The following is a 13,510-nucleotide window of genomic DNA, read 5'->3' on the forward strand; positions in this document are numbered from 1 at the left end:
AAAGTGATCACATTGCTAAAACTTAGTCCTTCTTCTCTGTGCATTCTCACTAATTCTTCATAGACTTTTATAGGAGAAGAACCTGTTGCTAAACCTAATACACAAGTTTTGTTTTTTTCTTGTTTAGATCTAATTAATTGCGCGATTTCCTGCGCTACAATTATAGAAGCATCTGCTGAATTTCTGAAGATTTCATTGTGGATTTTCTCAAATCTGGTTTCTTCAAACTTTCCCGCACTTTTATAGCTGATATCAGGTTTTATTTCTAAAGCACTTTTCATTTCTTTTCTTTTTTTGTATTTACAATTTTGGTTTTTGAAATGGTATAAGCAATTTGCATTGCCTATACCATTTACTAACCAAACTTAAATTCTTTTTATTCTTTTTGCATTTATTAGAATTTGTTCACTCCGGTATCCCACCAAAGTCTTGTTGCTCCGGTATCAACTCCTCCTAAAAGGCTAACACCTTGTGCATATCCGGTTGGATTAGAAGTTTTTTCATTTACATAGAAATTCAGTCTTCTAACGAATGTACCATTTGGAATTTTTCCTCCTGAGAAGTTATTTGCAGGCAAGAATAATTTTGGATATCCTGTTCTTCTGGTTTCAGCCCACGCTTCTTGTCCGTCAGGGAAACCTGCGATCCATTTTTGTGTGATGATTTTTTGCAGCTTAACTTCGTTAGATACGGCATCAGACCATTTTACTGTTACTAAATTTTGTGCAGCAATATTATTAGAAGCATTTAATGGATCTGTAAAATTTGCCGGCATTGAAGTATCGTCACTAATATAAGCAGAAGCACTACCTACTGATAATTGTGCAAAAGAAGTTGCAATTCCTGCTTCATAAAATGATTGTGCAGATCCACCAACGTTCCATCCTTTTAATGCACCTTCAGCTTTTAGGAAATATGACTCAGACGCATTGAACCAAGGAATCATGTTATTTTCTACAATAGGTCCAACTTTAGAGAATAAGTCTGCTTTAGCTGTTCTGTAATTAGCATCAACAATGCTTCCCATTCTGATACCCTGATAAACACCTCCGGTAGCAGTGTGAAAGAAAGCTGCTCTTCTTGGGTCATTGTAACCATTCATGATAGAGGCAATTGCACCACCAACATTGATATCTGCCCAAGGACCTGTGTACGTTTTAACAGGATGTTCTGCCAGATAAGCCATGTTATCAGCATTAGAAGTAATTACTCCTAATCCAGCCAATGCAGCTTCTCCTTCAGCTTTTGCTTTTACAGGATCGATATTAGAAATACGGATTGCTAAACGTAATCTTAAAGAGTTCGCAAATTTTACCCATTTTTGTATATTACCTGCTGCTGTAGTTCCGTCTGTTGCATCTCCTGAAGGGAAAAAGGTAGCAGAAGCATCTGCAGCTTTTGGAGTTAAGATATCAATAGCCGTTTTTAACTCTGCAAAAAACTGATCATAAACTGCTTTTTGAGAATCGTAAGGAGTTGTTCCGTCTGCATTTCCAAAACCTGAATATACGATTGGTCCATAATAATCCGTGGTTTTGTGCATAGCATATACTTTTAGGATCAGAGACCATGCATAAAACTGAGGGTATTTGTCTTTAGTTAATTTCTCCAGATTATAAGCACTAACCATTTCTTTTTGGTACTTCTGAACCCATTCAGCACCATTCCAGCCATCTAAAAGTGCGTAGGTTGAATTGTTTGCATTACCTTCAAAATCATGAGGAGTTCCCATATATCCTGAAAAGATATCTGCACTTAAATTAAACTGAATATCTCCTTGCCAGTCATCTGCAACCAGGATATACATCCCTCTTTGCATTGTTTTAATAGGTGCTTTTACCTGATTAAAGTCTTGTTCTAATTGAGTGTTACTAAAACCAGCCTCATTGGTATTTATATCCTCAAAGTTACTTGTACAGCTACCTAATGAAAGGGCTAAAACTGAACCTAATATTAATAATTTATTTTTCATTTGTGAATTTTTATGGTTAATTAAAATCATTTTTATTGATTTATAAGTCTACCCGTTTAGGGTTTAATTGTTTGTTGTTTTTCGTTATTCTACATTCATCAACAAACAAAATGTCTTACAACAACCAAAAGGTTTTGTCCTTTTATTATATTATTTAGAAAGTTAAATTTAAATTAACACCTATACTTCTTGTTGAAGGCATTCCAAAAATATCAACACCTTGCAATCCTTCTCCTGAACTTAATGTTACGTTTGGATCAAACGGAGCATCTTTGTAGAAAAAGAATAAGTTTTTACCAACAAGGGATACATTCACTGTTTTGAAGATTGTTTCTTTACTGAAATCAAAAGTATATCCTAATGATAGTTCTCCTAATTTAACATTTGTTGCTTTGTACATATATTCTCCTGTAGCACCTGCTCTGTCTCCTACCTGGCTGTAATAATCCTGAGCTTTCATTGACGTTACAGCATTTCCGTTAGTATCTACTGCATTGATTTTAACACCTCCGGCATCTCTTGCATCTCCACTTGCTTTAGACACACCATAAGAATCTAACATTGCTTCAGTCATACTCATTACATTACCACCAAATCTACCGTCAATAAGTACATTTAAGAATATTTTTTTGTATTTGAATGAGTTTGAGAAACCTAACATAAAATCAGGATTTGAACTACCTAAATCAACCCAATCCGTTTTTTGAATACGTCCGGCAGCATCTAATAAAATTTGTCCCTGAGCATTGCGTACAATGTTTTTACCCTGAATTTCACCAAATGGTTTTCCTACTTCTAATATATATCTGTAGCTGTTTGGATCTCCGTTAGTTAAGATCACTTTATTAACATCTCCATTTGCACCTGTACCTAAATCAAGTACTGTATTTTTGTTTGAAGCAAAATTCAACCCAAGATCCCAAGAGAAATTATCATTAGCAATTGCTTTTCCTGATACTGTGATCTCAAAACCTTTATTTTCGATACTACCTGCATTAAATGCATAATTAGTAAATCCTGTAGTATTTGGAATTGGAGCCGGAGCTGTAATTAATTGGTTTTTAGTTTCATTTCTATAGTAAGTAAAATCAAATCCAATTCTGTTATTTAAGAATCTCCATTCTGTTCCAAATTCATAAGAATTTTGCATTTCAGGTTTCAATGAAGTTCCCGGTTTTGGTCCAACAATTGGAGCTGTAACGATACCACCAACAAGTGTGTTTACCGGTGAAGTTAAAAAAGCATTAACATCATTACCTACTTGTGCATAAGAAGCTCTTACTTTTGCATAGCTAATAGCTTCCGGCATTGTTACCATTTGGCTTAAGATAGCTGATAAACCTACAGAAGGATAGAAGAAACTGATGTTGTCTGTGTTTACTAAAGTTGATGACCAGTCATTTCTTCCTGTTACATCAAGATAAACCATGTCTTTGTATCCAAAAGTTGCACTTGCAAAAACGGACTGAACTTCTTTTTTACCACCAATGGTGTGAGCATTTCTTTCTGCAGAAACAAAGTTTCCTGTGTTAAACCAGTTAGCATTAACTAACCCGTTTTTTTGACCTGAATCGCTTACATAAGCATCATTGATTGTAGATTTAGTAACACTTGTACCAATGTTAGCACTGAATGAAAAATCTTCAGTGAATTTTGTATTGATTGTAGCGATTAAATCACCATATAACTGAGAGCTTTCGCTATCAGAGTAGATGTATCTACCTGTAGCCGGAGCCAGTGTTTCATTTGTACCAGCATACATTTTTTTATCAAATGTATTGTACAATCTGTTATAACCTCCTCTTGCTTTAACACTTAACCAGTTATTAGCTTTGTAAGTAACAGCTGCAGAAGTAATTAATGATTGATTTTTGTCGATAGAAGCGTTTCTGTTTAAGATCCATCCCGGGTTTTGAATAATATCTGCTGTAGCTGATGGCCATCTTTGTGTCATCAGGTTTCTTGCAGCATCAAATTGTTCGAAATTAGTATAGTAATCATTAAAATCATTACCTCTTGGAAACAAATAAACTCCTGTTAATGGATTGAAATACAATCCATTTGTTGGTTTATTTGTAATTTTTTGTTCAGCATAAGACAACGAAGCGTCAATAGTTATCTTATCGTCAAATAGTTTAGCACTTTGGCGAAGTGCAATATTGTTTTTCTTAAACTCGTTTGTTGGTATTATTCCATCAACATTAGTATTTGCATACGTAAGACTTGTTGACATTTTCTCATTACCTCCATTTACAGCAATAGAGTTGATCATAGTTACACCTGTATTGTAAAAACCTTTAACGTGATCAGGAGATTGTTTTGCAGCTCCCCAGGATTTATCAGATGCAGGATCTGCTCCATAACTTGTTTGAAATTTAGGTAATGAAACAACATTGTCTACAAATACACTTGCATTATAAGTTGCTGTTACTTTTCCTTCTTTACCTTTTTTAGTTGTTATTAAGATAACACCATTTGCTCCCTGAGAACCGTACAAAGCAGCAGCAGATGCTCCTTTAAGAACTGTCATAGATTCGATATCGTCAGGGTTCATCATAGAAATTGCATCTCCACCATCTCTGTTACCTCCTGCTGTATCACCAAAAACCTGATTCGCCTGAGCTGAATTAGAGTTCAATAACGGGATACCGTCAACAACATATAATGGTTGGTTGTTTGTAGCAGATGAGTTACCACGAATAGTTACTTTTACAGCACCACCAGCTCCTGCGGAACTTTTACCAACAATAAGACCTGCAACTTTACCAGATAAACTGTTCATTAAGTTGGCGTCTTTAACTCTTGTTACCTCTTCTCCTTTTACTTCTTGTGCAGCATAAGTAAGAGTCTTTTTTGATCTTTTAAGTCCTAATGAAGTTACCACTACTTCGCTTAATGCATTTGATGCTGCTGTAACCATTTTTACATTAATTGTAGCAGCATCTCCTACAACTATTTTTTGTGTTTCAAGACCTACATAAGTAAAAACTAGAGTCTGTCCTTTTTGTGCTTCAATTGAGTACAAACCGTCAAAATCGGTAGTAGAACCTTTTTGACCTCCTTGTACTGCAACAGATGCCCCTGGCAATGGCATCCCATCAGAATCTGTAATCACACCCTTGATATTTTTTACCTGAGCAAGAGAAACCTGCGCCGTAAAAACAATCATAAAGATTAAGAAAATTTTTTTCATGTTAATTTATTTTGTTAGTTATGGTGTAAATTTATTCTTAAGGGATTGTTAAAAAAAATAATTTATACAAACGGCTTTAAATTTTAAACGAACGACATAAAACAATCAACAATACGCTACACGAAAACGTTTTCAAATTAACGTATTTACTGTATTTTACTTATTTAACTGTGTTTTACTTAGTTATTTTAATAATTTAATAAATTTTTCTCACAACCAACAATACACTAATTATCTGATACTTATGAAAATATTACGCATAAAACCACTAATAAGGTTAAAGAAACAACAACTAAATACTTGTTAATTTAACAATGTATTATGTTTTAAATCAAACACACATAGAGTCTTTTTATTCATTGCCACACAAGCTGGTAGTTTTCACTTTTAGGGCTGTATATTTTTTATGAATAACATCTAATAAAGAATATTCTCCAAATGAATCTTGTGCCAATTCCCATATCATAATTCCTCCTGTATTTTGAGAAGCATATGCTACTTTTTGAGCAATTGTTGGTCTTCCGTTATAAAAGATTTTCCCTAATTCATCCTGATCTGCAAATTGATTTCCTACTTCTGTAATTTGACTAAAGGTGGAACTTGTTACTGTCGGATAAGTAAAATTGTAACCGTAAAAAGGAACACCAAGAGTAAGCTTATCAGCTGGAACATTTTGAAGTTTATGCCAAAAATCAACACCTTGCCTGGCAAATTCAAAACTACTATGCTGCTCTGCTTTATTAGGACTCCATGGACCTGTGCTGTCATATGCCATGATATTTATAAAATCGAAAGCATTTAAGGCTGCCGAATTTATATTTTCAAATCGGGAATTATTGGGTAATGCCGCAGTTAATATTTTTTTTCTTTCGGTAAGACTTTTTTTTAATTCAATAACAAAACCGCTGTATCCGGTAGTTACGGCATCCCATTCGAGATCTACATCTACTCCGTCTAAATGATGCAATTCGACAAAATTTATTATGTTTTGAATTAAAGCGGGTCTGTTTTCAGGTTTATCAATTAGAAAAGACCAATTTGTGGCTTGTTCTGCAGATAATACCCCTCCTCCCAGGGAAATACTAATGACAATATTAGAATTAACAGATTTAGCATAATTAATAAGTCTGTCAATATCTCCGCTAAAGATTAGATTTCCATTTTTATCAGGATTTGCAAAAGCAATATTAAGATGTGTTAATTTGCAAAACTGAATTGAACTCATCTTATCGAAATTATCCGAAGACAAATAACCAACTACTCTTGCTGTTTTGATTTTTGAGTGTTCCGGATCAGTTTCTTTTTGAGTTGAACAGCTATAGGCTGAAAAAAGGGAACTTATAAAAAAAAGGATGCCTAATAAGGCTTTATTTTTTATCATAATTTTGAAATTAAACTTGTTGTTTTTTAATCTTTAATTAGAATGAAAATAACACCTTATCAGGCATAACTTTATTTGGGGCTATTTTTTAGTTTTTATCCCACCAAACTTTATTTAACCAGTCATTTTTGCCGCCCATTCTTGATAAAGCTTCTAAATAGTTGGCTTCGTTTTTCTGCATTTCATCATTTGGATAATATAAACGAGTTGGTGTAATTCCTCCGGTTTCAGAATCCGGATTTGTTATCGGAATTAATTTTGGAAATCCTGTTCTTCTCCAGTTCGAGTATGCTTCTATACTATTGAAGATATAGGTAATCCAAAGTTGTGTTCCAATTTGCTCTTTTTCCTGCCCTGCAACGAGTGGTTTAGCATTTAAATAAGCATCTATACTTGCCTGAGTTGCTGGTAAAGCACCATAAATCTCTAATTGTTTTATACCTGCTTCTACTCCTTTTTTGTAATAATCTGCAGCAGACCCCGAAACCCATCCTCTAAAAGCTGCTTCGGCGAGCAATAATTGAGTTTCAGAATAACTTACATGTAAATAAGGGGTTGTTTTTTTCTTAAAGTAAGATTGTATTCCTGAAGTCGAGCTTGCTCCCATTGGCACTTCCCATTGAAAAAGTCCAGGTTTTACACCTTCATACAAATTTTCACCTGGTTGAATTGGTCCGCCATATGCCAGACCGCTGGTTGTTTTTGGTGTTGCATACATGGTTAACCTTGGATCTCCGTTATCTCTTAAATAGTTTATCACTAATGTACTAAAGTGATCACCGTTTTCATTCCCTACAAAAGCATAAGCAAGACCGTTTCCTCTAAAATCTATAGAAGCCGGATCATCATTAAAAGTAGCATCCAGATGGTGCATGATACAGTTATCATCATTGCTTGCAAAAACACCAGCCTGCAAAGCTGCTTTTACCTGCTTTTCTGCTTCGGCAGGTTTTACTTCAGAAAGTCTCATTCCTAAACGCAAACGTAATGTATTTGCAAGTTTTTTCCATTTTAGAATATCTCCGTTATAAAACAGATCACCTTTTACAGTTCCTCCTCCAACATTTAATTGATTGTGCGCTTCTTCTAAATCCTTAAAAAATGAAGTATAAATATCTTCCTGTTTATCATATTTAGGCGTTACAATACCTTTTGAGAAACCTAATCCGGCTTCAGAATAAGGAATATCTCCGTAAATATCTGTTAGACGCTGTGCTACCATTACCTTCATAATTTTAGCTACAGCATTCATATTTACCGCTTTTGGGTCAGCGCTTGTTTTCTCCAGAATGTCTACTACATTTTTTAATTCGTTAGCATATACATTTCTCCACAAAGCAGTTGCATATCCATCATCTTTTTTGAATTTGCTTCCAAATTCAGTTACATTCCAGGCACCTGCATAATGCTGCACAAAACCTCCTGAATAAATTAAATTTGCTCTCCACTGATAAAATCCATCACCAGACATACACAATTGTGTAAACGTAAGTTGTCCTGCCGGATTTGCAGTCAATGCAACCGGATCTTTTTCCAGTTCGTCAAAATTTTCGGTACAGCCAACTGCTGTAAACAATGCGAGTATGGCTATTATTATTTGTTTAAATTTCATAATTTCTTTTTTTAGAATGCAACTTTAATATTAAAACCATACGATCTTCTAAACGGTAATGAACCATATTCAAATCCTTGTCCGTTTCCTGAAGTATACATTGATTCCGGATCAACATTAGGAAGATCTTTATTAAAGGTCAATAGGTTTCTGGCAAATGCCGAAATGTAAATTGAATTTATTTTTGCTCCTCCAAATACACTTTTGGGTATGGTGTAACCTAAACTAACTTCTCTTAATTTTACATAAGAAGCATCATAAATAAATGGTGCTGGTGTATTATTAAATACTGTATTCCAGTAATCCTGAGGATTAACAGGCGTGGTATTTTTTACATATACCGGGTTAGCTGCTGTTCCTGTATTTACCACTCCTTCTGCAATATATCCTGCTGTAGGAACCCAGGTAGCCTGACTAAAGTTAGGATCATTGGCAACTGCCTGTGCTCTTGCATGATTGTAAGCATCTCTGCCTTCTGTAGTAACATCTAAAAGTCCTTTTGTTGCAGCAACTGAATTGGTCATAGAATACACATCCATACCAAATTTCATATCAATTAAGAACTGAAGTGTAATTCCTTTATAGCTAAATCTATTGGTTAAACCCGCAGCCCAATCCGGAAGTCCTTTTCCTAATGCTACTTTTTCATCTGTAAATAATGGCAAACCATTTGCTCCCACTACTTTTTCTCCTGCTGCATTTCTTAGGAAATCTCTACCCATGATGGTTCCGTACTGACCGCCAACCTGTGCCACAATCGCGGCTCCTGCCCAACGTGCTTCAGAAATTGTATAGGTATTAATATCCGGATGCAATGTGATAATCGAGTTTTTGTTTTTTGAGAAGTTCAGATCAATTCCCCATTCGAAATTTTTATTTTTAATAGGTGAACCTGATAAAAACACCTCAATACCTTCGTTACGTAATTTTCCGGCATTTACAGAGATATATTCATAACCTGATGTTGCAGATGAAGGTAAATCAAGTGTCTGATCAGAAGTATCTTCACGATATACGGTAATATCAGCTTTTAAACGGTTTTTAAAGAAAGCGGTTTCAAGACCAAATTCAGTTCCTGTTTTAGACTGATAGGTTAAATCCGGATTTGGTGCAGCACTATTTTTGATATTTACCACACTCTGACCGTTGTATGAAGCAAAAGTGGTATAGTTTAAGGAATTTTTGTAAGCTCCCGGTGCATTTGAAACACGTGCTATAGAAGCTCTGAATTTTCCATAAGAAAAAGAATCGTTTTGTATACCAAATGCATCCGAGAATACAAAACCTAATGAAGCTCCCGGATAAAAAGCATCTTTGTTGATTACACTAAACCAGTCATTTCTTCCGGTAAACTCAGCATACAAATAGCCTTTGTAATCAAACTTTGCAGAGCCATATAGTGAATTCGTTCTTGTTTTGGTTTCAATTGGCGCATTTTCTGTCTGATTTACAAAGTTGCTGATATATTCTGTTCCTGGTTCAATAATTTTAGTACCAAATCTTGAATTTTGCTCTCTTCTAAAATCTCTTCTGCTCGCTCCCAGAATTCCTGAAAAAGTTAAATCAGTTGCTAATTTTATTTCACTAAAAGTGGCAATTAAATCTGTGTTCATTTCTGACACATTAATATTATTCAATCCCAGATACCCTTCGTCTCTTCCCGGCCATGTACTTCCGGCTGCCATAAAATCTTTAGCACTAAAAGCATACGTATCTATACCTGTTCTAAAGGTTAAGGCTACCCATTTTTCTAATCTGTAAGTTCCGGCAACATTTCCAATAAAACGATTTTTCTTAGAAGAGTTGTGATTATCATTAACTACAAAATAAGGGTTTAACTGATACACATTGTTATTCCATGGGTAAATAACACCTGTTTCGTCATTTTTGTAATTTTTCAGCCATGCCTGATCTATATTTGGCGCTAAATTGCTTAATGAATATCCTATATTATTAGGCGAATCTCCTAATCCTGGTCTGTTGTTAGTCGTTTCAGCAATATAATTAACATTGGCATCCAAAGTAAATTTATCTGATTTTAAAGTAGCATTTAAGCTGGCATCGTTTCTTTCAAGACCCGTATTTGGAATTACGTCATCGTTTTTCAGATTATTATATCCAAAACGAACAAAAGCATTTTCGGCTCCTCCTGATACTGCTACTCCATTTGTAGTGGTGAATCCTGTTCTGAAAAAATCCTGAATATTATTTTTAACTCTTTCATAAGGTTTTGTTGAACCATCAAATATCTTTATTTGTTGCCCTACAGTTTCAGAAAATTTAGGTCCCCATGCATTTGTAGTATTGCTGTAAATTTCTGTAGGCGATTTAGAAGGATCAGGCAATAAACCATTTGATCCGGTTCCATACTCTGTTTGAAAATCTTTATACTTAGCATTTACACGATCAAAACTCACACCGCTGGTTAATTCGACCTGAAGTTTTCCTTTGCTACCTTTTTTGGTTGTAATTAAAATTACTCCATTTAATGCTCTTGAACCATACAAAGCTGCTGCCGCCGCTCCTTTTAGTACTGTTAAGCTTTCGATGTTATTAGGATTGATTCCTGAAATCCCGTCTCCGTTATCGCGTCCGTCAAACCATTTGCTTGTTGCAGCATTATCGTTAGACAAACCTCCGTTATCAATAGGGATACCATCTACAATATATAGCGGCTGGTTACTCTCGCCAATACTGGATATACCTCTAATAATAACTCTTGTACTTCCTGCAACTCCTGTTGCTGGTATCGAAACATCGACTCCGGCAACTCTACCCGAAAGCGCAGTAGTTACATTTGTTGTGATCACTTTGTTTAACTGTTCTCCTTTAACATCCTGAACAGCATAACCCAGTTCTTTCTTCTGTCTCTTAATCCCTAATGCTGTAACAACAACTTCATTCAGGTTTTGAGCATCTTCTGTTAGCACAACATTTATTGTTGGCGAAGATCCTACTGTTACAGCTTTAGTTTTAATTCCGATATACGAAAAAACAAGTACATCCCCTGTCGATGCCTGTATCGTATAAATTCCGTCATAATCAGATTGCGTTGCTGTTTTTCCGCCTTGAATAATAACAGTTACTCCCGGCAACGGCAATCCGTTTTGATCACTCACTAAACCTTTGATTGTTTTTACCTGCGCAAGCGAGACCTGCACTGTAAAGACAGTCAAAAAGATTAACATAATTTGTTTCATTTTTATCATGGTTTTGCTGGTTAAGCAGTAAATCTATTGTTAAAATTAACATAAATAAAACATTTTATACAAACAACACAAAACCTTAAACGAACGACACAAAACATTCAATAATACGCTGTACGAAAACGATATACCATTTAAATAACACAATAATTCTCTTTTTTTACAAAATTTTATTTAAAAGAATTGCGTTTTATCAACTAATTGTCTAAAGTTGCATAATATTAAAATGAAGCCCAAATCACCGAAAAATCTTAAAAATTTAAGTTGAACGAAATTCGAAAATTAAAATTTGACATTAAACTTCAAAACCATATTTGGTTTTGGGCCAGTTATTTTACTCTTAATTTTTTAAGATGGGGAGCTTACTTTAATGATTATCCTTATTCGTTCAAATCAAACCTGATCGAATTCTCCTTGCACATTCCTTTAGTATATTTTAATCTTTTTGTTTTAGTACCGCGCTATGTACTGAAACAAAAATATATCACCTACACCTTTTTATTAATCGTAAGTTTGTTTTGCATTTACTTATTAAAAACAGCTCTTACCTATTATATCATATCAGAAAATATCTGGCCCGAAGCCAATAGAGAATATCACCCGTTTGATATCAATCATATTTTAGCAGTTTGTATTGGTGAATTGTATGTTCTTGCCATGGCTTCATCAGTTTATTTAACCTTAACCTGGCTAAGAGAACGCGAAAGAAACAGATCATTAAGAGAAAACCAGTTCAAGATTAAACTTAAATATCTCGAAAATCAGATTCAGCCTCATTTCTTTTTCAATACTTTAAATAATTTGTATGCTTTATCTTTAGAATCATCCGATAAGGTTCCGGATGTTATTATAAAACTGTCAAATTTGATGGAATATGTTTTGTATGATGTAAAAGGAACCAAATTCGTTCCCTTAATAAAAGAAATAGATTACATACAAAACTATATTGAAATCGAGAAGTTACGCTTTGAGAATGTAGAAGTTACCATTAATCTGGAGTCTAATATTGAAGATATTGTAGTACCACCGCTAATATTTATTTCCTTGGTTGAAAACGCCTTTAAACATGGCGGCTTAAACAACAATAACTTAAAAATTAAGATTAATTGTAAAGTTATTAATAATAAAATGTTAGACTTTGAAATCTTAAATAATTTTGTAATTTCACAAAATCTTAATTCAAAAGGCGGAATTGGTTTAGTCAATACTAAAAAGAGACTAAAATTAATTTACAAGAATAATTTCAGTCTAAAAGACAAAACTAAATTAAATTACTATATAATCCGTTTGCAAATACCTATTGATAATGAAGATTAAATGCGTGTTGATTGACGATGAGCCTTTAGCCATCAAAGTCCTGCAAAATTATTTCAACAATTTTACAGATTTTGAAGTAATTGGCACCTTCAATAATTCTTTAGAAGCACTTGATTTTATAAACAGTACAACTGTCGATGCCGTATTTTTAGACATCAATATGCCTATGATGACGGGCTTTGAGTTAATTAGCCTTATTGAAAACAAAACCAAAGTTATCATCACCACTGCTTTTAGAGAATTTGCAGCTGAAAGTTATGACCTCGATGTGCTGGATTATCTGGTAAAACCAATTCCGTTACCCCGATTTATAAAATGTATCAATAAAATAACAACCGAATACAATTTAAAGAACAATATTAAAATCGAAACCACTAAAGGCGATTCTCATATTTTTATTAAAGTAGATAAAAAGATGATGAAAATTAATATTGAAGAAATCTTATTTGTAGAAGGAATGAAGGAATACATCAAAGTTGTAACTCCCGACAAAACCTATATTACACACAAATCACTGACCTCATTATCTGAAGAATTACCCGCAGATCGCTTTTTACGAATCCATAAATCATATGTAATTGCACTAAATAAGGTTAAATCTATTGAAGGAAACCGCATTCAGATCCAATCTTACACCATTCCTATTGGAAGAAATTACAGCAAAGAGGTCAAAAACAAAATTTTAGAATAAAAACACCTCTATAAATCCATTTTCTAACTCGGTAAAAATTAACACTTTGTTGAAAAAATAGTGCCGTTGGTATAATTTTAACATTATTTGTGTCTTTTTATTTTTTTTTGAAACGCTTAACAAATATATTTACGGTCT

Annotated in this window: 7 protein-coding genes and 1 pseudogene; 2 read left to right on the plus strand and 6 right to left on the minus strand. The window is 34.1% G+C overall.

Going from position 1 to position 13,510, the window contains the following annotated elements; all coding sequences use genetic code 11:
- From A4F88_RS10990 to A4F88_RS11015, 6 genes and pseudogenes are all read right to left on the minus strand, one after another.
- Positions 1-281, minus strand: a pseudogene (locus tag A4F88_RS10990) (glucosamine-6-phosphate deaminase); the annotation flags it as partial.
- Between the two features lie 113 nt (positions 282-394).
- The gene (locus tag A4F88_RS10995; protein ID WP_068842671.1) at positions 395-1,972 is read right to left on the minus strand and encodes a RagB/SusD family nutrient uptake outer membrane protein; all 1,578 of its coding nucleotides are present in this window, start codon (positions 1,970-1,972) and stop codon (positions 395-397) included.
- Positions 1,973-2,126: 154 nt separating this feature from the next.
- Positions 2,127-5,165 carry a SusC/RagA family TonB-linked outer membrane protein gene (locus A4F88_RS11000; protein ID WP_068842672.1) on the minus strand — a complete coding sequence of 1,013 codons (3,039 nt, stop codon included), beginning with the start codon at positions 5,163-5,165 and terminating at the stop codon, positions 2,127-2,129.
- Positions 5,166-5,517: 352 nt separating this feature from the next.
- Entirely contained in the window at positions 5,518-6,546 is a 1,029-nt protein-coding gene (locus tag A4F88_RS11005; RefSeq protein ID WP_068842673.1) for a glycosyl hydrolase family 18 protein, read from the minus strand.
- An 88-nt stretch (positions 6,547-6,634) separates the two neighbouring features.
- Positions 6,635-8,158 carry a SusD/RagB family nutrient-binding outer membrane lipoprotein gene (locus A4F88_RS11010; protein ID WP_068842674.1) on the minus strand — a complete coding sequence of 508 codons (1,524 nt, stop codon included), beginning with the start codon at positions 8,156-8,158 and terminating at the stop codon, positions 6,635-6,637.
- Positions 8,159-8,169: 11 nt separating this feature from the next.
- Positions 8,170-11,358: a SusC/RagA family TonB-linked outer membrane protein gene (locus A4F88_RS11015; protein ID WP_162268793.1), complete on the minus strand. Its 3,189-nt coding sequence runs from the start codon at positions 11,356-11,358 to the stop codon at positions 8,170-8,172.
- Between the two features lie 270 nt (positions 11,359-11,628).
- On the opposite strand from A4F88_RS11015, the gene A4F88_RS11020 reads away from it, so the two are divergent.
- Together A4F88_RS11020 and A4F88_RS11025 are read left to right on the plus strand one after the other, a co-directional pair.
- Positions 11,629-12,681: a sensor histidine kinase gene (locus A4F88_RS11020; protein ID WP_068842676.1), complete on the plus strand. Its 1,053-nt coding sequence runs from the start codon at positions 11,629-11,631 to the stop codon at positions 12,679-12,681.
- Positions 12,671-13,372, plus strand: a complete 702-nt coding sequence (locus A4F88_RS11025; protein WP_068842677.1) for a LytR/AlgR family response regulator transcription factor — start codon at positions 12,671-12,673, stop codon at positions 13,370-13,372. Before A4F88_RS11020 ends, A4F88_RS11025 begins: the two co-directional genes overlap by 11 nt.
- Positions 13,373-13,510 lie beyond the last annotated feature (138 nt).

The organism is Flavobacterium chilense (assembly GCF_001602525.1).
Taxonomy (GTDB): Bacteria; Bacteroidota; Bacteroidia; order Flavobacteriales; family Flavobacteriaceae; genus Flavobacterium; species Flavobacterium chilense.